The 21372-nt window shown below is 63.4% G+C and carries 19 protein-coding genes; 10 read left to right on the top strand and 9 right to left on the bottom strand.

Annotated features, from left to right (window positions below):
- Both AWB68_RS05945 and AWB68_RS05950 read left to right on the top strand, forming a co-directional pair.
- Nucleotides 1–395 (top strand): IS4 family transposase (locus AWB68_RS05945; protein WP_268810917.1); only part of this gene is annotated, 395 nt, incomplete at its 5' end.
- Between the two features lie 11 nt (nt 396–406).
- Entirely contained in the window at nt 407–1447 is a 1041-nt protein-coding gene (locus AWB68_RS05950; RefSeq protein WP_087643431.1) for an MFS transporter, read from the top strand.
- A gap of 6 nt (nt 1448–1453) precedes the next feature.
- On the opposite strand, the gene pdxR is transcribed toward AWB68_RS05950, so the two are convergent.
- Complete coding sequence (pdxR, locus tag AWB68_RS05955) at nt 1454–2932, bottom strand: MocR-like pyridoxine biosynthesis transcription factor PdxR (protein ID WP_087643432.1); 1479 nt, start codon at nt 2930–2932, stop codon at nt 1454–1456.
- A gap of 139 nt (nt 2933–3071) precedes the next feature.
- Here pdxR and gabT point away from each other — a divergent pair, with 139 nt between their 5' ends.
- Together gabT and AWB68_RS05965 are read left to right on the top strand one after the other, a co-directional pair.
- Nucleotides 3072–4355 carry a 4-aminobutyrate--2-oxoglutarate transaminase gene (gene gabT, locus AWB68_RS05960; protein WP_087643524.1) on the top strand — a complete coding sequence of 428 codons (1284 nt, stop codon included), beginning with the start codon at nt 3072–3074 and terminating at the stop codon, nt 4353–4355.
- 16 nt (nt 4356–4371) lie between these two features.
- Nucleotides 4372–5820: an NAD-dependent succinate-semialdehyde dehydrogenase gene (locus AWB68_RS05965; RefSeq protein WP_087643433.1), complete on the top strand. Its 1449-nt coding sequence runs from the start codon at nt 4372–4374 to the stop codon at nt 5818–5820.
- Between the two features lie 46 nt (nt 5821–5866).
- On the opposite strand, the gene AWB68_RS05970 is transcribed toward AWB68_RS05965, so the two are convergent.
- Entirely contained in the window at nt 5867–6466 is a 600-nt protein-coding gene (locus AWB68_RS05970) for a hypothetical protein (protein ID WP_087643434.1), read from the bottom strand.
- A gap of 284 nt (nt 6467–6750) precedes the next feature.
- On the opposite strand from AWB68_RS05970, the gene AWB68_RS05975 reads away from it, so the two are divergent.
- On the top strand, nt 6751–7905 hold the full coding sequence (locus AWB68_RS05975) for a metallophosphoesterase (protein ID WP_087643435.1): 1155 nt from the start codon (nt 6751–6753) through the stop codon (nt 7903–7905).
- 301 nt (nt 7906–8206) lie between these two features.
- Here AWB68_RS05975 and AWB68_RS05980 read toward each other — a convergent pair whose 3' ends face one another.
- The 3 genes from AWB68_RS05980 to msrB all read right to left on the bottom strand — a co-directional run bounded on the left by AWB68_RS05980 (nt 8207) and on the right by msrB (nt 10169).
- On the bottom strand, nt 8207–8683 hold the full coding sequence (locus AWB68_RS05980) for a hypothetical protein (protein ID WP_087643436.1): 477 nt from the start codon (nt 8681–8683) through the stop codon (nt 8207–8209).
- Nucleotides 8684–9019: 336 nt separating this feature from the next.
- Entirely contained in the window at nt 9020–9601 is a 582-nt protein-coding gene (locus tag AWB68_RS05985; RefSeq protein WP_087643437.1) for a hydrolase, read from the bottom strand.
- Nucleotides 9602–9659: 58 nt separating this feature from the next.
- Nucleotides 9660–10169, bottom strand: coding sequence for a peptide-methionine (R)-S-oxide reductase MsrB (gene msrB / locus AWB68_RS05990; protein WP_200828641.1), 510 nt, complete (start codon nt 10167–10169; stop codon nt 9660–9662).
- A gap of 288 nt (nt 10170–10457) precedes the next feature.
- Between msrB and AWB68_RS05995 the strand changes: the two genes are divergently transcribed.
- Entirely contained in the window at nt 10458–11222 is a 765-nt protein-coding gene (locus tag AWB68_RS05995) for a potassium channel family protein (RefSeq protein WP_087643438.1), read from the top strand.
- Here the strand turns inward: AWB68_RS05995 and AWB68_RS06000 are convergent.
- Both AWB68_RS06000 and AWB68_RS06005 read right to left on the bottom strand, forming a co-directional pair.
- Entirely contained in the window at nt 11212–11973 is a 762-nt protein-coding gene (locus AWB68_RS06000) for an ABC transporter permease (protein WP_087643439.1), read from the bottom strand. The genes AWB68_RS05995 and AWB68_RS06000 overlap by 11 nt on opposite strands.
- A complete protein-coding gene (locus AWB68_RS06005; protein WP_087643440.1) occupies nt 11970–12944 on the bottom strand; it encodes an ABC transporter ATP-binding protein in 975 nt (324 codons plus the stop codon). Before AWB68_RS06005 ends, AWB68_RS06000 begins: the two co-directional genes overlap by 4 nt.
- Nucleotides 12945–13050: 106 nt before the next feature.
- On the opposite strand from AWB68_RS06005, the gene AWB68_RS06010 reads away from it, so the two are divergent.
- Together AWB68_RS06010 and AWB68_RS06015 are read left to right on the top strand one after the other, a co-directional pair.
- Nucleotides 13051–13521, top strand: coding sequence for a 2,4'-dihydroxyacetophenone dioxygenase family protein (locus tag AWB68_RS06010; protein WP_087643441.1), 471 nt, complete (start codon nt 13051–13053; stop codon nt 13519–13521).
- A gap of 64 nt (nt 13522–13585) precedes the next feature.
- The gene (locus AWB68_RS06015; protein ID WP_235028227.1) at nt 13586–14584 is read left to right on the top strand and encodes an AraC family transcriptional regulator; all 999 of its coding nucleotides are present in this window, start codon (nt 13586–13588) and stop codon (nt 14582–14584) included.
- 15 nt (nt 14585–14599) lie between these two features.
- Here the strand turns inward: AWB68_RS06015 and AWB68_RS06020 are convergent, their stop codons facing one another.
- Nucleotides 14600–16219 (bottom strand): 3-(methylthio)propionyl-CoA ligase, encoded by a 1620-nt coding sequence (locus AWB68_RS06020; RefSeq protein ID WP_087643442.1) that lies wholly within the window; start codon nt 16217–16219, stop codon nt 14600–14602.
- 306 nt (nt 16220–16525) lie between these two features.
- On the opposite strand from AWB68_RS06020, the gene AWB68_RS06025 reads away from it, so the two are divergent.
- Both AWB68_RS06025 and AWB68_RS06030 read left to right on the top strand, forming a co-directional pair.
- Nucleotides 16526–18316: an acyl-CoA dehydrogenase gene (locus AWB68_RS06025; RefSeq protein ID WP_087643443.1), complete on the top strand. Its 1791-nt coding sequence runs from the start codon at nt 16526–16528 to the stop codon at nt 18314–18316.
- 107 nt (nt 18317–18423) lie between these two features.
- Entirely contained in the window at nt 18424–19272 is an 849-nt protein-coding gene (locus AWB68_RS06030) for a 3-hydroxybutyryl-CoA dehydrogenase (RefSeq protein WP_087643444.1), read from the top strand.
- An 898-nt stretch (nt 19273–20170) separates the two neighbouring features.
- Here AWB68_RS06030 and AWB68_RS06035 read toward each other — a convergent pair.
- Complete coding sequence (locus AWB68_RS06035) at nt 20171–21259, bottom strand: calcium:cation antiporter (RefSeq protein WP_087643445.1); 1089 nt, start codon at nt 21257–21259, stop codon at nt 20171–20173.
- Nucleotides 21260–21372 lie beyond the last annotated feature (113 nt).

Below are 21372 nucleotides of genomic sequence, written 5' to 3' on the forward strand. Positions count from 1 at the left end.
TGTTCAACGTTCTGAAGAACGGCTGTCAGGTCGAAGAGCTGCAGTTGGGCACGATTGAACGACTCGAGCGTGCGTTGGCGCTGTTTCTTGTGGTGGCTTGGCGTGTGACCTATCTGATGCGGCTGGGCCGGACCTGTCCTGATTTGGACGCGCATCTGTTCTTCGATCCCGATGAAATTCGGGCCGCCCACTTGCTCACGAAAACGCGTATGCCTGTGCAACCCAAGCTCAACGAAGTGTTGCGCTTGGTCGCTCGCCTCGGCGGTTTCCTCGCTCGCAAGGGCGATGGCGAACCCGGCGCGGAGACAATCTGGAAGGGGCTCACAAAAGTTCATATCGCCGCGGAAACCATGCGCTTATTGCGCGATGACGGTGATGCCGACATTTCTGTATAACGACATGCGTTATGGGACGTTTAGTCGATGCAACACCGCGAAAGAAGGCGTTGCTTTGTGCTGGGCAGTTAACCGTGCTTCTTTTCACCATGACGGCGATCGCCGTACATCATTACGCCATTGCCATTGGCGATTTTTCCATGCTGATCGCGCTGACAATTGCGCTCGCGGGCGCTTCATTGCTCGCGGGCGGCGCATTGGACTATTTTCTGCGCATCTGCATTCCAGACGGCGCGCGCGCCCGGCGCATCGCGTCGATGAACATAGTGACCCAGATCGCGCTCATCACCGGAACCGGGGCGGCGGGTTTCGCAGCCTCCATAATGACCATCGAGACGGCGCTGATTATCCCGTCTCTGTGCGCAGCGACCTGTGCAATTCTCTGCTTGCTTTGCCTGCCGGACCTGCGCGTCGGAAAAAGTGCCGAACACAAGCGGACAGGTTGGGGTGCTATTCACGCGGTACTATATTTTCAATTCCCTGTTCTGTTTTCCATCGCGTGCTGCGGCGCACTGGTTTTTTCAATTGGCCAGGTGACCAATATGCTGTTGCCGGGCCTCATCGCTTTTTTTCTAAAACTGGGTAGCATCAATTATTCGACAATCGAAGCCGCCTGGTCCATTGGCGCATTCAGCGTCAGTGCGTGCCTGGCCATGATGAAAAAAGCCCTGGGCGGTGGCATCGGATGCGACCTGCTGATTATCAGTTCGATGTCCGTCGTTCTCGCCCTGGTCCCGTTCGCGCCTGCATTTTCCGTTCTCATCGCGATGCATTTCGCGCTAGGAGCCGGTTTCGCATTCGTGCGCATTCGCACGGAGACACGTTTTCTCGAAGACTGCCCTGTTCATTTGCTTGGCCGATTTCGCGCGAACAGCATGGCGTTGACAAGCGTCGCCGGCCTTCTCATTTACTGCATTCCGCTTATCTGGAGTGACGCATTGATATCGTCCCTGTACCTGAGTATTGCTGCGGTGATATTAGTCGCTGCTGTGATATTGCTGGCAGTGTCGCCTTCGGTTTTGTTGACAAAGAGTCGCGCGTCAAGCAAATAAACTTATTCACGATACGTTCAGAAACCGGTCGATCACCCCCGCCAGCGTCTCGAAGGCCGGCTCGATTTCCTCGTCCGGCACACACGCATAACCGATCAGAAGCCCGGAGCCCGCATCGTCGCGCCGCGCGAAGTACCCCGACAACGGCCGCACGACGATATTCTCCGCGAGCGCTTCCGCCGCGACCGCGCGATCGTCGACGCCATCCGGCAACCGCAGCACCAGATGCAGCCCCGCGTCGCCGCCGACGATTTCGAGCGTGTCGCCATAACGTTTCGCGATGGTCGCGAGCATCAGTTCCCGCCGCTGCCCATACAGCGTGCGCATCCGCCGGATATGCGACGTGAAATGCCCTTCCGCGATGAATTCCGCGAGCACCGCCTGCTGCAGCAACTGACCTTCGCGATACAACTCCGCCGAAGCCGTCGCGAAACTCGCGGCCAGCGCCTCCGGCACGACGATATAGCCGATCCGCAGACCCGGAAACAGCGTCTTGCCGAAGCTGCCCACATAAATCACCTGCCCCGCCGTATCGAGCCCTTGCAGCGAAGCGAGCGGCCGGCTGCCATAGCGGAACTCGCTGTCATAGTCGTCCTCAATGATCCAGCAGCGGTTTTGCCGCGCGTATTCGAGCAGCATCCGGCGCCGCGCGAGACTCATCACCATCCCGAGCGGATACTGGTGCGACGGCGTGACGAGGATCAGCTTCGGCGGATCGGCCAGGTCGACGGCCGTTGGCGCAATGCCCTCCTCGTCGACCGCAATCGCCTTCAGGTCCAGCCCCGAGACCTGTAACACGCTGCGCACGCCCCAATAGCACGGGTCCTCGGTCCAGATCGTGTCGCCGGCATCGGACAGAAGCCGCACGGCGAGGTCGATCGACTGATGGATGCCCGTCGTCACGACGATCTGCTCCGGCGAGCAATGCACCGACCGCGACGTGCGCAAGTAGTCCGCGAGCGCATGACGCAGCGACGCGAGCCCGCCGCCCGGCGCGTAAGTCAGCAGGTCGGGCCGCAACCGGCGCCAGTATTTCGCGTGCAGCCGGCTCCAGACGCGCGCCGGAAAGCGCGACACATCCGGCACGCCCGGCATGAACGCGCCGCCCTGCCGCTTCGAGACTCCCGCACCCGCGATCAGCCGCGCGCCGCGAGTCGAAAGCACGGCCGGCGCGGCTTCGACGCGCGACGGGATGTCGTCGAAGACGATCTCGTCGGGCGCGCTGTCGGCGACGAACGTGCCGCGCCCCGTCGCCGACGACACATAGCCTTCCAGCGCCAGTTGCTCGTAGACCTGCGTGATCGTATTGCGCCCGACGCCCAGTTCGGCGGCGAGCAACCGCGACGACGGCACCTTCGTCCCCGCCGGCAATTCGCGCGAAAGGATCGCCTGCTGCAACAGCCGATGCAGTTGCCGGTAGATCGGCTGCGCGCTGCCCCGGTCGAGCCGCTGCGCCAGCCAGTCGGACAACACGCTCGCCCGCATCGAATTGGCTCCTATAGATTTATTGAAATGGCTCTGAACTTAAGAGCCAAATCTTACTATAGTCACTACAGTTACTCGACTAGCAACCGCGCCCCGCGCGAAGGAGATCACCGCTGTGACGAACCCCACTCAAAGCACGCTGAAAAACGCCGACCTGCAAGCCCGCAAGAACGCCGCGACGCCTCGCGGCGTCGGCGTGATGTGCGATTTCTACGCCGCGCGCGCCGAAAACGCCGAGTTGTGGGATGTCGAAGGCCGCCGCTTCATCGATTTCGCGGCGGGCATCGCCGTGTGCAATACCGGCCACCGCCATCCGAAGATCGTCGAGGCGATCCGCGCGCAGCTCGACTGCTTCACGCACACGGCATATCAGATCGTTCCCTACGAGTCTTATGTTTCGCTCGCCGAGAAGATCAGCGCCCGCGCGCCCGGCGATTTTCCGAAAAAGACCGCGTTCTTCACGACCGGCGCAGAAGCCGTCGAAAACGCGATCAAGATCGCCCGCGTGGCGACCGGCCGGCCGGGCGTGATCGCGTTTACCGGCGGCTTCCACGGCCGCACGCTGATGGGCATGGCGCTCACCGGCAAGGTCGCGCCGTACAAGCTCGGCTTCGGTCCGTTCCCGTCGGACGTGTTCCACGCGCCGTTCCCGAACCCGCTGCACGGCGTTTCCGTCGCGGATTCGCTGCGCGCGATCGATCATTTGTTCAAGGCCGATATCGAAGCGAAGCGCGTCGCCGCGATCATCTTCGAACCGGTTCAGGGCGAAGGCGGCTTTTATCAGGCGCCGCTCGAATTCGTCCGCGCACTGCGCAAGCTCTGTAACGAGCACGGCATCCTCCTGATCGCCGACGAAGTCCAGACCGGCTTCGCGCGCACCGGCAAGCTGTTCGCGATGCAGCATTACGACGTCGTCCCCGACCTGATGACGATGGCGAAGAGCCTCGCGGGCGGCATGCCGCTGTCGGGCGTCGTCGGCCGTGCGGAGATCATGGATGCCGCCGCGCCCGGCGGCCTCGGCGGCACGTACGCGGGCAACCCGCTCGCGGTGGCCTCGGCCCATGCGGTGCTCGACATCATCGATAGCGAGAAGCTGTCGGAGCGCGCGGTGGTGCTCGGCGACAAGTTGAAGGCGAAGCTCGACGCGCTGAAGAGCGAAGTGCCGCAGATCGCCGACGTGCGCGGTCCCGGCGGCATGGTCGCGGTGGAGTTCTGCCATCCCGGCACGAGCGACGCCGACACCGAATTCACCAAGCGCGTGCAGTCGCGCGCATTGGAACGCGGCTTGTTGCTCCTCGTTTGCGGCGTGTACGGCAACGTCGTGCGCTTCCTGTTTCCGCTCACCATTCAGGACGCCGTGTTCGACGAAGCGCTCGCGATCCTGGAAGACGTGCTGACCGAAACGGTCGGCGTCGCGGCTTGATTGGGGAGCCTTGGCTATGAATCTGAAAGATCAGGCGCTGCTGCGCCACCAGGCATTCATCGACGGCGAGTGGCAATCCGCCGACAACGGCGCCACCTTCGAAGTCGTCGATCCGTCGAATGGCGCGTCGCTCGGCACCGTGCCGCACATGGGCGCGGCCGAAACGCGCCGCGCGATCGACGCCGCCAACGCCGCGTGGCCGGCGTGGCGCAAGAAGACGGCGAAGGAACGCGCCGCGATCATGCGTCGCTGGTACGACTTGATGATCGAAAACGCCGACGATCTCGCGATGATCCTCACGACCGAGCAAGGCAAGCCGCTCGCCGAGGCGAAGGGCGAGATCATGTACGCGGCATCGTTCATCGAGTGGTTCGCGGAGGAAGGCAAGCGCGTCGCGGGCGATACGCTTGCCTCGCCCGCCGCCGACAAGCGCATCGTTGTGACGAAGGAGCCGATCGGCGTGTGCGCCGCGATCACGCCGTGGAATTTCCCGGCCGCGATGATCACGCGCAAGGTCGGCCCGGCGCTCGCGGCGGGTTGCCCGATCGTCGTGAAACCGGCGGAAGCGACGCCGTTCTCCGCGTTCGCGATGGCCGTCCTCGCCGAGCGCGCGGGCGTGCCGAAGGGCGTGCTGAACATCCTCACCGGCGACCCGAAGGCGATCGGCGGCGAGATGACGAGCAATCCGATCGTCCGCAAGCTGTCGTTCACCGGCTCGACGGCGGTGGGCCGTCTACTCGCGGCGCAAAGCGCGCCGACGGTCAAGAAAGTCACGCTGGAACTGGGCGGAAACGCGCCGTTCATCGTGTTCGACGACGCCGATCTCGACGCGGCCGTGGAAGGCGCGGTGGCATCGAAGTATCGCAACAGCGGGCAAACCTGCGTGTGCACGAACCGGTTCTACGTGCACGAGCGTGTCTACGACAAGTTCGCGCAGAAGCTCGCGGCGGCGGTCGGCCAGTTGAAGGTCGGGCGCGGCACGGAAAGCGGCGTCGCGCTCGGGCCGCTGATCAACGAAGCGGCAGTGCTGAAGGTGGAATCGCATATCGAGGACGCGCTGACCAAGGGCGCCTCGGTCGTGACGGGCGGCAAGCGTCACGCGCTCGGCCACGGTTTCTTCGAGCCGACGGTGCTCACCGGCGTCACGCCCGACATGAAAGTGGCGAAGGAAGAGACCTTCGGGCCGCTCGCGCCGCTCTTCAAGTTCTCGTCGGACGAGGAAGTCGTGCGGATGGCGAACGACACCGAGTTCGGGCTCGCTGCGTATTTCTACAGCCGCGATATCGGCCGCGTGTGGCGCGTGGCGGAAGCGCTCGAATACGGTATGGTCGGGATCAATACCGGGCTGATTTCAAACGAAGTCGCGCCGTTCGGCGGTGTGAAGCAATCGGGCCTCGGCCGCGAAGGCTCGCATTACGGTATCGACGATTATGTTGTGATCAAGTATCTGTGCATGGCGGTTTGATTCGAATGATGTAATAAACGCGGCCTGGTAATCACCAGGCCGTTTTTTATTTCGCCACACTTTTTGGCGTGACTTCGACCGCTGCGGCCGAAACGAATACCGCATGAACCATGTCGCCGGGTTTCAGGTTCTTGGTATCCATGTCGTGCGGAATCTCGAAGGTATCGGTGCGCCATGGTCCGCGAAGCGTAATCGTCCCATTCTTGCGATTGATGCTTTCAACGGTCGCAAGCACTTCGACCTGCCGGGCGGATTCGAATCCCGAGACGCCGGAAGCGCCCGAAGCCGGCGTATAAACCGACGTGTCGACGCGCTTGCGAATGCCCTTGTCGGCGCCGGATGCCTTTGCCGCCGTGACGAGCAGCGCGTTTTTATAAAGCACATCGACCCGATCGCCGACTTTCAACTGATCGAAATTCTTGACCTCGTCACTCACGACCGCCGTCGTGACCGTCCCTTTCGTCCCGCGTAGCGTAAGCGTGCGCGTAGCCGCGTCGATACCGATGATTTCCGCCTGGAGGTGAACCGGCTGTGCCGCGCCGACAACTTTTTGCGCGGACGTGGCAAGCGAATCGGTTTGAGCGAAAACCGACGTTGTAATCGCCGATGCCGTGAGAATCAATGCCGCACTCCATTTTGCTTTCATGCAGTTTTCTCCATTGAAATGACACGCAATCGAAATTCCCTACGCACGATTAATCAGCGACATTTATACCGCGCGCATTAAGTCATTGTCCATGATCGAATGGAATTTCATGAAGCGCACGAGTCGCATGATTCGCTTCATCAAGCCGCGACGCAAGCCGGCCGGCATCCGCGAAAGCCGCGCCGGTCATGCGGGGGCAAGGTCGCTGGCGAACCGGTAGAATCGGCTTCGTTCGCGGTGCGGCCGTCATGCCGCCCGCTTCTTTTTTCCCTCTCAGGCTGTCTATGCGACGCTCAGCGTTCTTTCTTCGCGTCATCGGTATCGGCATTCTGTTTCACATCTACGTCGGCATGCGGTTGATTCCGGCCGCACCGGTCGGCGCACCGCTGCGCTGGCTCGCCGTGCTCGTGCTGGTCGCCTCCGTCCTTCTGATTCCACTCGGCATGGCCGCGCGGACGATCGAATCGCAGCCGCTCTCCGATCGTCTCGCGTGGGTCGGCCTGATCGCGCTGGGGTTTTTTTCGTCGCTGCTCGTGCTGACCTTTGCCCGCGACGTAGTGGTGCTGGTGATCCATCTCGTCGACTGGGCGCGCGGCGCGCCGATCGGATCGCCCACGTTCGTCGCGAGAAGCGCGCTCGCAGTGCCGGCGCTTGCGGTGTTGTCGTCGCTGATCGGCTTTTACAACGCGCGGCGGCGCGCGCCAATCGTCACCGTCGACGTGCCGATCGACAACCTCCCCGCCGCGCTGAACGGCTTCACGATCGTGCAGATCAGCGATATCCACGTCGGGCCGACCATCAAGCGTCATTACGTGGAACGGATCGTCGCGGCCGTGAACGGGCTCGCGCCGGACCTGATCGCGGTGACGGGCGACATCGTCGATGGCGCCGTCGCGCATCTCGCCGACCACACCCGCCCGCTCGCGCAGTTGAGCGCGCGTCACGGCGCGTTTCTCGTCACGGGCAATCACGAGTACTACTCCGGCGCGGACAAATGGGTCGCCGAGTTTCGGCGCCTCGGCCTGACCGTGCTGATGAACCAGCATGTCGTGCTCGATCACGACGGCGCGCGCGCAGTCGTCGCCGGTGTGACCGACTACAACGCCGGCAGCTTCGATCCGGCGCACAAGAGCGATCCGGCGGCGGCGCTGCGCGGCGCACCCGCCGACGCCAGCGTGCGCCTTCTGCTCGCGCACCAGCCGCGCAGTGCGCCGGCGGCGGCCGCGGCGGGCTTCACGTTGCAGTTGTCCGGGCATACACACGGCGGACAGTTCTTTCCATGGAATTTTTTCGTGCGACTGCAGCAGCCGTTCGTTGCCGGACTCGACAAGCTCAACGGGTTGTGGGTCTACACGAGCCGCGGCACCGGCTACTGGGGACCGCCGAAGCGGCTCGGCGCGCCGTCGGAGATCACGCGATTGCGGCTCGTAACGGCCTGACGGAACGACAAGGGAAGAGAGAGTGTCCACCCGGCTTGCGCCGGATGGACTGGGGAGAACGACGGATGTTCGCCGAGGTACGACTCGAACCCGCGTCCCGCGCTTGGGGAAGCGCGTTGCCCGACAGGCTTCAGAGGTGCCTGAGGCCTGCCGGACATCCGCCGATCGTCAGGCGGGGACCCGTCGAACGACGGAAGCGCGAAGTTACCGAAGCGCGGACCCGCGCGATACTGGAAAACTCCGACAAATCCGATTGCGGCTTTTATTGATGCGCTTGTTACTGGGCTTGCTGCAGCGCTGATTACGACTGAGCGGCCGACGGGACGATAACCTCGACCGCGACGCGCGCGCCGGCCTTGAGCGCGGCGGCCTTGCCCGCATCGCTCGCCTGGACGGTCATCGATTCGCCCTGCGCGTCCAGCAGCGTGACGACGCCCGACTTTTCGTCGCTGCTCACGACTTGCGCGACATTCGGCGCCTGCTCGCCGTCGGCGAGAACCGTCAGGTGGACGCGGCGCGTCGTCGTGCCGAAGACGCGCGTGCCGCTCGCCAGCTTGTCGAGGTTCGGCACGTCCTGGCCGACTTCGAGCGAGGCGGTGGCGCCTTGCGCGTCGACGATCGTGACCGTGCGCGTTGCCACGTTGACCGATTTGACCGTTCCCGTGACCTTCACCGACGCTGAGCCGTCGACGGTGGCCGCGCCGGGCGCCGGCGAAACAGCGAACGAAGCGGCTGCGAGAACGGCAGGGAAAAGAAGCGAAAGGGATTTGATTTTCATGGAGTTGCTCCGGCTGACGAAAGGATTTTTCGCATGGGTCGACATGACCGCGGTAAATATCGCGAAAGAAGACGAGTCTGTTTTTCGAGATATACCTTGTCAACCGACGAATCCCTTTTGAGTCGCTGCTTATTTTGAGATAACCGGATTAATCGCAGTTTTGTTACGCGATTTACTACTGTTATTCAGCGAGATTGAATTCGGCCTGAATCATATCGATCGATGAAAATCGACGAGATTCGATTCAGGCGATTAACTGGGCGCGGGCCGCGATCCGGCGGCGTGGCCATGAGGAACGCGACGCAACGCCGAGCGCGGTGCGGCGCCCGGCCCGTTTTAAACCAGCGCTGCCAGCACCTGCTCGGTCGAGCGAATCCGTCCGATGCGCGGGAACACATAGCGAAACGTGGACTCGTGCGTATCCCCGTGCAGGTCGCTCATCGCGTCCTCGACGAAGATCTGTTGATAGCCGTGCTCGAACGCAGAGCGCGCCGTGGATTCCACGCCCACATGCGTCGCGATCCCGCCGAGCACGATCGTATCGATGCCACGCCGGCGCAACTGGAGATCGAGTTCCGTGCCGTGGAACGCGCCCCACTGCCGCTTCGTGATGACGACATCCGACGCCGCTACGCCAAGCTCGGGACACAGCTCGCTCCATCCGGCCGGCTCGGCGCCGGGCGGCGCCTGTCCGGCGTCGGTGATCGGACGCAAGCCGCCGGGTGCGCCCGGGAAAGCGACCTTAACCAGCACGACGAGCGCGTCGAGCGCCCGAAAGCGATCCACCAGCGCCCGCGCGTTGGCGAGCACGTCGGCGGCGCTGTTCGGTTGCACCGGCAATGCGACGATGCCCGCCTGCAGGTCGATCAGCACGAGCGCGGTGGAACGGCTTTGCAACTTGAATTCGTCGATATTCATGGGCACTCGGTCCTGAGTCCGGATGAAAGGCAGATGAAAAAGGTAAAAGCCACGCGCCTCACGCCGACTGCGGCGTGAACGTCAGCGCGACACCGTTCATGCAGTAGCGCAGGCCGGTGGGTTTCGGGCCGTCGTCGAAGACGTGGCCGAGATGCCCGCCGCAGCGCCGGCAGTGCACTTCGTTGCGCTCCATGCCGAATGAAGTGTCGGTGCGAGTCGCGACCGCGCCGTCGAGCGGCTGCCAGAAGCTCGGCCAGCCGGTGCCGCTCTCGAACTTGGTCTTCGACGAAAACAGGTCGAGCCGGCAACCCGCGCACGCGAACACCCCCGCGCGATGCTCGTCGTTGAGCGGACTCGTGAAGGGCCGCTCCGTGCCTTCCTGCCGCAGCACCTTGTACTGCGCCGGCGTGAGGAGCTTGCGCCATTCGGCGTCGCTGTGGCTGATTTCGTAGGACGCAGCGATGGCCGCGTGCGCCGAGTTCGAACCCAAACCGCGCCATGCAGCCGTGCTGCCGGCGACCATCGCGGCGAGCGCCCCCAGAAAACTGCGTTTCGTGCGTTCAATCATGTTCGTTCCAGGAAACAAAGCCACGCGCCCAACGCCCGGGCACCGTGCGCGGCCCCGACTTGCAACCCGGGTTGCGCCCGGGGTTGCGCCCTATGTCGCGACGTTGTGACGGGCCGCGCTTCCCTGTTAGGATTGCGGCCCCGATGCCTGGCATCATTGAAAATCATACTCGCCCTGGCTCGTGCGCGCGGTTTGGCCCAGCCCCGGCGAGTTGGCAAAATCCGCGTCGCCGGGCGTGCGTCGTACCGGCTTGCGCATTCATCACCATTCATCACATATGGAGCGGCAATGATCCACGCGCGATGGTGGCGTGACCTGTCGGTGCGCATGCGCATCGGCGGCATGACGGCTCTCCTCGTGCTGCTCGTGCTCAACGTATTCGTCGTCCCCTTTTCCGTCGCGCCGGACGACACCCTGGCGCGGCTGCTGCGCGATGTGTTCCTGACGCTGATTCTTCTGAGCGGCGTGGTGGCGGTGGCCGAGGACCGCACGCACTGGATCGCAATCGCGCTGGTGGCCGCGGTCGCCATGCTCGTCAACTGGACGGGCTGGTTTCTTCCACCCGGACAAACGCCCGGACTGACCGACGCAACGACGCTCGTTTCGCTCGCCATCCTGGGCGCGGTGATCGGCGTGAAGGTGTTCAGCGGGGGCACCGTGACGTTCGACCGGATTCTCGGCGCGGTCACGCTCTACATTCTGATCGGCGTGGTCTGGGCGCAGGCCTATCAGATCGTCAGCTTTCATGTTCCTCACGCCTATGCAGGAAACACGGGTGCGGACGGGGCATTCGACTCGCCGACCGCGATTTATTTCAGCTTCGTCACGCTCACGACCGTGGGCTACGGCGACATCACGCCGGTCGCTCACGCCGCGAAGTCGCTCGCGATCGTCGAGGGGCTGCTCGGCCAGCTTTATCCCGCGATCGTGCTGGCGCGGCTCGTATCGCTGCAGACGGCCGCACCGGCAGCCCCCGCCGATGGCACGGCGAATCCGGCGAGTCCGTCGCGCCGATCCGGACGCAAGGGCTCGCGGACCCGCTCTAGACCTTGAGCCGATAACCCGTCCGGAAGATCCACGCGACGATCACCGTGAACACGCCGAGGAACAGGATCGTCATCGCGAGGCTCACGCCGACGCTCACGTCCGCGAGGCCATAGAAACTCCAGCGAAATCCGCTGATCAGATAAACCACCGGATTGAACAGCGCCACGGTCTTCCAGAACGGCGGCAGGATGTCGATCGAGTAGAAGCTGCCGCCGAGGAACGTCAGCGGCGTGACGATCAGGAGCGGAATCACCTGCAGCTTCTCGAAGCCGTCGGCCCAGATGCCGATGATGAATCCGAGCAGGCTGAACGTCACGGCGGTGAGCAACAGGAACACGATCATCCAGAACGGATGATCGATCCTGAGCGGCACAAAAAGACGCGCGGTCACGAGAATGATCAGGCCGAGGATCACGGATTTCGTCGCCGCCGCCCCGACGTAGCTCACGACGATCTCCAGATAGGAAATCGGCGCCGACAGGAGTTCGTAGATCGTCCCGGTGAACTTCGGAAAGTAGATGCCGAACGACGCGTTCGAGATGCTCTGCGTGAGCAGCGACAGCATCACGAGTCCCGGCACGATGAAGGCGCCGTAGCTGATGCCGTCGATCTCCGGGATGCGCGAGCCGATCGCCGCGCCGAACACGACGAAATAGAGCGACGTCGAGATCACCGGCGACACGATGCTCTGCATCAGCGTGCGCGCCGTGCGTGCCATTTCGAAGCGGTAGATCGCGCGGACTGCGTGGAGGTTCATTGCGTTTCCCTTGTCGGCCCAAGCTGGCGCTTGTTCTGGTCCCGTGTGGCGTTCTTGCTGACAAGGCTCACGAAAATGTCTTCCAGCGAACTTTGCGTCGTATGAAGGTCCTTGAACCTGACGCCGGCTTCGTCGATATGGCGCAGGAGCGCGATGATCCGGCCGGGCTCGTCGTGGGCGTCGTAGGTGTAGGTCAGCTCGCACTTGTCCGACGATAGTTCCATGCCATATCGTTCCAGCGCATCGGGCACGCGGTCGAGCGCGTGATCCAGTTGCAGCGTGAGCTTTTTCTTGCCCAGCTTGCGCATCAACTCGGCCTTTTCCTCGACCAGAATGATCTCGCCGCGATTGATCACGCCGATGCGGTCGGCCATTTCCTCGGCTTCGTCGATGTAGTGCGTCGTCAGGATGATCGTCACGCCGCTCGCCTTCAGCGCACGCACCAGGTCCCACATGTCGCGCCGCAATTCGACGTCGACGCCGGCGGTGGGCTCGTCGAGGAACAGGATGTCCGGCTCGTGCGACAGCGCCTTCGCGATCAGCACACGCCGCTTCATGCCGCCCGAGAGCGTGATGATCTTGTTGTCCTTCTTGCTCCAGAGCGACAGCGACCGCAGCACCTTTTCGATGTGCGCCGGATTCGGCGGCTTGCCGAACAGGCCGCGGCTGAACGACACGGTCGCCCAGACGGTTTCGAAGGCGTCGGTGGTCAGCTCCTGCGGCACGAGGCCGATCATCGCGCGCGCGGCACGATAATCGGTCACGATATCGTGGCCGTCCACGATGACGCTTCCTTCGCTCGGGTTGACAATCCCGCAGACCGTGCTGATGAGCGTCGTCTTGCCCGCCCCGTTCGGGCCGAGCAGCGCGAAAATCTCGCCGCGCCTGATCGTCAGGTTGATGTCTTTCAGGGCCTGGAAGCCCGACGCGTAGGTCTTGCCGAGATTCGATACGGTGATGATTGTTTGCATGGCGTGGACGATATCAGATACCGCCAAATCCGGCTCAACCCACTGTCCGCTGTCACAATGACGCGATGCAGCAGCCGGAAACCAGCCTCAGAAAAGGAGATGCGCCATGCTGTTCGAACAGATCGAGACCGCCTGCATCAACGATGCGGACGTCCCGTGGGTTCCGTTCACGCCGTATAGCGACAAGGTGTTCGTCAAGTATTTCAAGCTCGACCCGATTCGCGGGGAAGTGATCGCGCTGCTCCGCGCGCCCGCGACCGGGCAGATGCCGATCCATCATCACACCGGCACGGTGATCGTCTACACGGTCCAGGGACGATGGAAGTACCGCGAGCACGCGTGGATTGCCGACAAAGGCAGCGTGGTATACGAAGTGGCGGGATCGAGCCATACGCCGCAGGCGCTGCCCGGCGACGAGGACATCGTCACGCTGAACATCATCCAGGGCGAATTGCTCTACATGAACGAGCGGCAGCAGGTGATCGCGATCGAGAACTGGCGCAGCGGTTGGGATCGCTACGCGGCGTACTGCGAGAAGAACGGCATCGAAGCCCGCGACCTGACGGCTTTCCGCTAGGCGCCCCGCCGTGCGTACACTGTGACAAAATACGCCACGCTACGGCCCACTCAACGATCCGTCCTTGAACCTGCTCTCCGCTACCGTCCCCATCTCGGTCGTCAACGGCTTTCTGTCCGGCGCCGACCGAAACGCCATGGCGAGGCTCGCCGAGCGCTCGGGCATCCCGCATGAACTGCTGCGCCAGCCGGCTGCGCGCGTCACGCAGGAGCAGTTCTCGACGCTTTATCGCCTGCTCGCCATGGAGCTCGACGACGAGATGCCCGGCATTTTCAGCCGCCCGTTACGCAACGGCACGCTGAAATACCTGTGCCTGAGCCTGCTCGACGCCCCGAAGCTCGAGATCGCACTGCATCGCTTCGGCCAGTTCTTCCATCTGGTCCTCGACGATTTCCGCCTGCAGTCGCAGCGCGAAGGCGCGCTGGGCCACGTGCGGATGGACGCGAATCCGCACGGCCCCGCCGTCAGCATGCTCGGCCGCGAACTGATGCTCAAGCTCGTGCACGGCGTGGCGTCGTGGCTCATCGCTCAGAAGATTCCGCTCGCCGAAGTGGACTTCGATTTCCCGCGGCCGCCGCAGGCGAACGACCATCTCTACCTCTTCCCCGGACCCGTGCGTTTTGGCTGCGAGACGACCCGCATCGGCTTCGATGCCGCGTATCTCGACATGCCGATCCGGCAGCGCAAGCCCGACCTGAAGAAATTCCTGTCGCGCGCGCCGGAGGACTGGATCTTCGTGTCGTTCGCCGAGCAACTGGTCTGCCACCGCGTGCGCCAGTACGTGGCCGAATGCCTGCCGGGGGCGCCGACCATCGACGCCGTCGCGCAAAACCTGCACTACTCCGTGCGCACGCTGTGCCGCCGCCTCGCCGCCGAAGGCACGACCTTCCAGGCGATCAAGGACGAAGTGCGGCGCGACATCGCGATCCAGCGGCTCACGCGCTCCGGGGACGCCATCGCGGAAATCGCTTACGACGTCGGCTTCGACAACTCGACCGCGTTTCACCGCGCGTTCCGGCACTGGACCGGCAGCACGCCGAACACGTATCGCAGGACGGCGTGAGCGCGGCATGGCCGCTCAGGCCAGGAAATAGCCGCCGAAGCGCTGCCGCAAGGTGAGCTTCTGCACCTTGCCAGTCGCCGTGAGCGGCAGGTCGTCGACGAACACGATATCGTCCGGGACGCACCACTTCGCCACCTTGCCGGCGTAGAAATCGAGCACGTCCCGCGCGCTGACCGAACTGCCTTCACGCCGCACCGCGACGATCAGCGGCCGCTCGTCCCACTTCGGATGCGCGCACGCGATACACGCCGCCTTCTCGATCTCCGGATGCGACATCGCGATGTTCTCCAGTTCGATCGACGAGATCCATTCGCCGCCCGACTTGATCACGTCCTTGCTGCGGTCGGTGATGTGCATGTAGCCGTCGGGGTCGATGGTGGCGACGTCGCCGGTCGGGAACCAGCCGTCGTCGAGCGCCGAGTGCTCCGCGCCGAAGTAGCGGTCCGCGACCCAGTGGCCGCGCGCCATCAAGTCGCCTGCCGACTGGCCGTCCCACGGCAGTTCGGCGCCGTCCGAGCCGACGATCTTCAGGTCGATGCCGGGCACCGCGCGCCCCTGCTTGGCCTCGATCGCCGCCTGCTCCTCGGCGCTTTTGCCCGCATAGCCGCGCGAGCCCGAGCACACCGTGCCGAGCGGCGACAGTTCGGTCATGCCCCACGCGTGCACGGCCTTGACGCCGACTTCGGCCATCGCCGCGGCGAGATGCGGCGGGCACGCCGCGCCGCCGACGACCGCACGCCTGAACGTCGTGCTCGTCTTGCCGGTGCGCCGCATGTAATCGACGAAACCGAGCCACACGGTCGGCACGCCGGCCGACATCGTCACGCCTTCCTGCTCGAACAGAGAGCACAGCGATTCGCCGTCGAGCTTCGCGCCCGGCAGCACCAGCTTCGCGCCGACCAGCGTCGCGGAGAACGGCAGGCCCCACGCGTTCACATGGAACATCGGCACGACGGGCGCGATGGTTTCGGTCGCGGAGAGCGCGAGCGTATCGGGCAGCGCCGAGCCGTAGCACATCAGCGTGATCGACCGGTGCGAGTACAGCACGCCCTTCGGATCGCCCGTCGTGCCCGACGTATAGCAAAGCAGCGCGGCCTGCCGCTCGTCGAAGCTCGGCCAGGTGAAATGCCCGTCGTGGCCCGCGATCAGCGTCTCGTAGCTTTCGAGCGGCACCGCGAACGCGTTCGGCAGCGCGGCCTCGTCGCACAGCATCACCCACTTTTCGACGTGCGGGCAAAGCGCCGCGATCTGTTCGACGAGCGACGCGAACGACGCGTCGAAGAACACGAACCGGTCACGTGAGTGATTGATGATGTAGACGATCTGCTCGGGAAAGAGCCGCGGGTTGATCGTGTGGCACACCGCGCCGATGCCGCTCACGCCGAAGTACAACTCCATGTGCCGGTAGCCGTTCCACGCGAGCGTGCCGATGCGGTCGCCCGCTCCGATGCCGCGCGCGTCGAGCGCCTGCGCGAGTTGTTTCGAGCGCGTATGGCAGTCGCGATAGGTGTAGCGGTGCACGTCGCCCTCGACGCGCCGCGACACGATTTCCACCTCGGCGGAATGGCGTGCGGCCTGTTCGAGTATCGATGACAACAGCATCGGCGCGTACATCATCTGGCCCGGCAGTTCCATGAGCTTGTCTCCTGACAGTGTGTTTCGTAGAGGGCGGCCTCTTCGCGGACCTCTTTCGTTGGCCCCGATTCTAGGCAAGGCGCCTGGCATCGCGCACTGGCAGGCTCGGCCGATTGATTGACAAAACACGCCAATCGTCCGGGCGTGTAAGGGCTATCCCCGAGCCGGCTGAAAAGCGGCAGTTTTTGTCAATCAAAGGGCAGATTCGGATATCGTAGATCGCGCGGCGGGGCGCTAGGATGCGTCAATCGGATTCTGCGGCGCGCACCGTTCACGCGCCAAAACCCAAATTACGGAGACACCCAAATGAGCTATACCGCGCCGCTGAAAGACATGTTGTTCGTTATCGACGAACTCGCCGACATCGAAAAAGTAGCCACGCTGCCGGGCTTCGAGGACGCCACGCTCGAAACCGCGCAGGCCGTGCTCGACGAAGCCGCGAAATTCAACGGCGAGGTGCTGGCGCCGCTCAACTTCGAAGGCGACAAGAACCCGAGCACGTTTTCCGACGGCGTCGTCACGACGACGCCCGGCTTCAAGGACGCGTTCCGCCAGTTCGGCGAAGGCGGCTGGCAAGGCGTGATGCATCCGGCCGAGTTCGGCGGACAGGCGCTGCCCAAACTGATCGCCGCGCCCTGCATCGAAATGATGAACGCCGCGAACATTTCGTTCGCGCTGTGTCCGCTCCTGACCGATGGCGCCATCGAAGCGCTGCTCACCGCGGGTTCCGACGAACTGAAGCAGCGCTACCTGCCGAAGCTCATCGCAGGAGAGTGGACCGGCACGATGAACCTCACCGAGCCGCAAGCCGGCTCCGATCTCGCGCTCGTCCGCACGCGCGCCGAGCCGCAAGGCGACGGCTCGTTCAAGGTGTTCGGCACGAAGATCTTCATCACCTACGGCGAACACGATATGGCGGAGAACATCGCGCATCTCGTGCTGGCCCGCACGCCGAACGCCCCGGAAGGCGTGAAAGGCATTTCGCTGTTGCTCGTGCCGAAGTTCATGGTCAATGACGACGGTTCGCTCGGCGAGCGCAACGACGTGCATTGCGTCTCGATCGAACACAAGCTCGGCATCAAGGCGAGCCCGACCGCCGTCCTGCAATACGGCGACCACGGCGGCGCGATCGGCTATATGATCGGCGAGGAAAATCGCGGGCTCGAATACATGTTCATCATGATGAACGCGGCGCGCTTCGGGGTCGGCGTGCAGGGCATCGCCGTGGCGGACCGCGCGTATCAACTGGCCGTCGCCTATGCGAAGGACCGCGTGCAGAGCCGCCCGGTTGACGGCTCGGCGAAGCAATCCGTGACGATCATCCACCATCCCGACGTGCGCCGCATGCTTGCCACGATGCGCGCCCTGACCGAAGGCGCCCGCGCGCTGGCCTATGTCGCGGCCGCATATTCGGACATCGCGCATCACGCAGCCGATGCCGACACGCGCGCACAATATGCGGCCATCTACGAATTCCTCGTGCCGGTCGTCAAGGGCTGGAGCACGGAGATGTCGATCGATGTCGCGAGCCTCGGCGTGCAGGTGCATGGCGGCATGGGCTTCATCGAAGAGACGGGCGCCGCGCAGCACTATCGCGACGCGCGCATCCTGACGATCTACGAAGGCACGACGGCGATCCAGGCAAACGACCTGATCGGCCGCAAGACCGTGAAAGACGGCGGCGCGGCCGCACGCGCAGTTCTTGCGCAGGTCGACGCCACCCTCGCCGCGCTCAAGGAGCACGAAGGCGCGGCATTCGACGCGATGCATCGTCGCCTTTCGGCGGGACGCGACGCGCTCGCGAACGTCGTCGAGTTCGTGCTGGCCAACATGAAGAGCGATCCGAACGCCGTGTTCGCGGGCAGCGTCGCTTATGTGAAGCTTGCGGGCATCGTGTTGTCGGGCTGGCAGATGGCGCGCGCACTGATCGTGTCGACGCAAAAGCGTGCGGACGATCCGTCGTTCCACGGTGCGAAAATCGCGACCGCGCATTTCTTTGCTGACCACATCCTGCCGCAAGCGCTCGCGCTGGAAGCGTCGATCGTCAGCGCGAAGGGCGATGAGGGCGTGCTCGCACTGGCTGTTGACCAGTTCTGATTTTCGCTGGTTACAATGGGACAGCCGGAGACGGCGGCCAGCACGAGGCCGTCTCCGGAATCCTACAACCAGCGAGGTGCGAGGCACCGGCAGCAAGGAGTAACGCAATGAAAATCGAAAGCGTCGGGATCGTGGGTGCAGGGACGATGGGCAACGGCATCGCGCAGATCGCGGCCGTCGCGGGCTTGAAGACCATCTTGATCGACGTCACCGACGCGGCGCTCGCCAAGGGCGTCGCGACGCTCACGGGCAGCCTCGAGCGGCTCGTCTCGAAGGACAAGCTCGACGCCGCCACGCGCGATGCGGCGCTTGCGCGCATCGAAACGTCGACCGATTACCAGCGCCTTGCCGCCGCCGACATCGTGATCGAAGCGGCCACCGAGAACGCCGAGCTCAAGATCCGCATCCTGAAGCAGATCGAAGCGGTCGTGCGGACCGAGGCGATCATCGCGTCGAATACGTCGTCGATTTCGATCACCGCGCTTGGCGCCACGCTTGAGCGCAGCGAGCGTTTCATCGGCATGCATTTCTTCAATCCGGTGCCGTTGCTGCCGCTCGTCGAAGTGATTCGCGGCGTGCAGACGAGCGATGAAACCGCCGACAGCGTTCGCCGGTTGACCGAGCAGCTTGGCAAGTCGCCTGTCGGCGTGAAGAACTCACCGGGATTCGTCGTCAACCGCATTCTCGTACCGATGATCAACGAGGCGTTTTTCGTGCTCGCGGAAGGCGTCGCGACGGCCGAGGAGATCGACGCGGGCATGCGGTTGGGCGCGAATCATCCGATTGGGCCGCTGGCGCTGGCCGATCTCGTGGGGCTGGATGTTTGCCTGTCGGTGATGGATGTGTTTCTCAAGGACTTCGGGGATTCGAAGTATCGGGCATGTCCGTTGTTGCGGGAACTGGTCTCGGCGGGGCATCTGGGGCGCAAGACGAAGCGTGGCGTGTACCAGTATTGATCGCTGGCGCTTGGGGGTGGTTTGGTTTGGGGTTACACCGTTTGATGCTTTTGCGCTTCCATGGAACTTGTTTTGTTTTTGGTTTATTTGCTCTGCCCCTGTCCGGGGCGAGGAGGGTGATCGCTAGCGCTTGGGGTTGGGGTTCGGGTCGGGCTTCAACCGTTTGATGCGCTCAGGCTCCTATGGAACTTGTTTTCTTCGTGGTCTATTTGCTCTGCCCCTGTCCGGGGCGGGACTCACTTTCTTTGCTGCTGCAAAGAAAGTAAGCAAAGAAAGCAGCTTTCCAACGCCAATCCTTGCCATGCCCCGCTAGCCCGTTCCCTCGGAGTGGTCCAACCGGGGGAGTGTCGTTAGCGGGGTTTCTTCGTTGTTGGCATATAGAAAAGGCGCGCGCGTCATACCGCTACAGGGAGTGGATCAGCAGTCATTCATCCATCCTGGCACTGCGTGCCCGACGACAGGTTTGCCAATCGTGGTGAATTGAAGCAAGCGGCAGCACGAACGTAGGACGTAGATTCAGCGATGGGTTTTCGTTTTCCCTGACGGGTGAGCGCGTAGCGCAAAGCCGGATGTATGACTGCTGGTCCACTCTGTATCGCGGTGCGATGCCCGTACCTCTTCTACATGCCAACAACGATCAAACCCCGCTAACGACACTCCCCCGGCTGGACCACTCCGACATAACGGGCTAGAGGCGACTGGCAAGGATTGGCGTTGTGAAGCTGCTTTCTTTGCTTACTTTCTTTGCAGCAGCAAAGAAAGTGAGTCCCGCCCCGGACAGGGGCAGAGCTAATAAACCAACACGAATACACGTTCCGTAGAAGCCTGAGCGCATCAAACGGTGTAAATCCACCACCTCCAACCCACCCCCAACCCAACCCCAAGCGCCAGCGCCCCCCTACGGTACGACCGACAAAAACAAAAAAGCCGCAAAAATCACAAGATGCACGACGCCCTGAAGCACCGTCGAGCGCCCGGTGCCAAGCGTAATGACACTCACGATCAGCGTAAGCGAAAGCATCACGATTTCCTTCGGATCGAGCCCGAGCACGATCGGCTGCCCGATCGCAATCGACACGACCGCCACCGCCGGAATCGTCAATCCGATACTCGCAAGCGCCGAACCCAGCGCAAGATTCAAGCTCGTCTGCAACCGGTTCAACCGCGCCGCGCGCAACGCAGCAAGCCCTTCGGGCAGCAGCACGAGCGCTGCAATCACCACGCCAACCACCGCCTCCGGCGCGCCGGCCTTCGCAACCCCCGCTTCCACCGCCGGCGACAGCAGCTTCGCCAACCCCACCACCGACACCAGCGACAGCAGCAACAACCCGACCGCCGCCCAGGCGTGACCGGCTGTCGGTAGCGGCGCATGCACTTCGTCGTCGACGGCGCCCGGGTCCTGCGCTGGCACGAACGGCAAAAAATAGTCGCGATGGCGCACGGTCTGCACGAACACGAACACCACATAGAGCACGAGCGAAATCACGCCGACGAACACCAGTTGCGACATCGACAACACCGGCCCGCTCACCGTGCTCGTGAAATTCGGCAACACGAGCGTCAGCACGGCAAGCGCGCAAAGAATCGCCAGCGATGCACTCGCGCCCTGCAACTGGAAATCCTGTACATGGTGCCGCATCCCGCCGACCAGCAGGCACAGTCCGACGATGCCGTTGCTCACGATCATGATCGCGGCAAATACGGTGTCGCGCGGCAGTGCGGCCTTCTCGGGACCGCCCGTCAGCATCACCGACACGATCAGCGCCACTTCGATGACCGTCACCGCCACCGCAAGCACCAGCGTGCCGAACGGCTCGCCGACCCGATGCGCGATGACTTCCGCATGGTGAACGGCCGCGAACACCGCGAACGCAAGGGCGATTGCCGCCAGCACGAGCACCACGACGTTCGACATGACGATCGCGAGGCCCAGCACCGCGAGGGCGACGATTGGCGCGACTACGGTCCAGTCCAGCTTGAGTTTCATCGGCCCTCCCGGGCATGCGGTTGTTCGGACAGTCCTTGCCGCCCGCCTGCAACACAGGCGCGGGCCGCTGAATACGCGGACACCGGGGCAATCATAACGAAAACGATGCGTCA

It is taken from the genome of Caballeronia choica (assembly GCF_001544535.1).
Taxonomy (GTDB): domain Bacteria; phylum Pseudomonadota; class Gammaproteobacteria; order Burkholderiales; family Burkholderiaceae; genus Caballeronia; species Caballeronia choica.

Excerpts from the sequence above, each read along its gene's own strand:
- AWB68_RS06005 (WP_087643440.1), bottom strand. The coding sequence starts at position 12,944 with ATGCAAACAATCATCACCGTATCGAATCTCGGCAAGACCTACGCGTCG.
- AWB68_RS06025 (WP_087643443.1), top strand. The coding sequence starts at position 16,526 with ATGAGCTATACCGCGCCGCTGAAAGACATGTTGTTCGTTATCGACGAA.
- AWB68_RS05970 (WP_087643434.1), bottom strand. The coding sequence starts at position 6,466 with ATGAAAGCAAAATGGAGTGCGGCATTGATTCTCACGGCATCGGCGATT.
- pdxR (WP_087643432.1), bottom strand. The coding sequence starts at position 2,932 with ATGCGGGCGAGCGTGTTGTCCGACTGGCTGGCGCAGCGGCTCGACCGG.
- AWB68_RS05985 (WP_087643437.1), bottom strand. The coding sequence starts at position 9,601 with ATGAATATCGACGAATTCAAGTTGCAAAGCCGTTCCACCGCGCTCGTG.
- AWB68_RS06010 (WP_087643441.1), top strand. The coding sequence starts at position 13,051 with ATGCTGTTCGAACAGATCGAGACCGCCTGCATCAACGATGCGGACGTC.
- AWB68_RS05950 (WP_087643431.1), top strand. The coding sequence starts at position 407 with ATGGGACGTTTAGTCGATGCAACACCGCGAAAGAAGGCGTTGCTTTGT.
- AWB68_RS06020 (WP_087643442.1), bottom strand. The coding sequence starts at position 16,219 with ATGGAACTGCCGGGCCAGATGATGTACGCGCCGATGCTGTTGTCATCG.
- AWB68_RS06000 (WP_087643439.1), bottom strand. The coding sequence starts at position 11,973 with ATGAACCTCCACGCAGTCCGCGCGATCTACCGCTTCGAAATGGCACGC.
- AWB68_RS05975 (WP_087643435.1), top strand. The coding sequence starts at position 6,751 with ATGCGACGCTCAGCGTTCTTTCTTCGCGTCATCGGTATCGGCATTCTG.
- AWB68_RS06030 (WP_087643444.1), top strand. The coding sequence starts at position 18,424 with ATGAAAATCGAAAGCGTCGGGATCGTGGGTGCAGGGACGATGGGCAAC.
- msrB (WP_200828641.1), bottom strand. The coding sequence starts at position 10,169 with ATGATTGAACGCACGAAACGCAGTTTTCTGGGGGCGCTCGCCGCGATG.
- AWB68_RS06035 (WP_087643445.1), bottom strand. The coding sequence starts at position 21,259 with ATGAAACTCAAGCTGGACTGGACCGTAGTCGCGCCAATCGTCGCCCTC.
- AWB68_RS05995 (WP_087643438.1), top strand. The coding sequence starts at position 10,458 with ATGATCCACGCGCGATGGTGGCGTGACCTGTCGGTGCGCATGCGCATC.
- AWB68_RS05980 (WP_087643436.1), bottom strand. The coding sequence starts at position 8,683 with ATGAAAATCAAATCCCTTTCGCTTCTTTTCCCTGCCGTTCTCGCAGCC.
- AWB68_RS05965 (WP_087643433.1), top strand. The coding sequence starts at position 4,372 with ATGAATCTGAAAGATCAGGCGCTGCTGCGCCACCAGGCATTCATCGAC.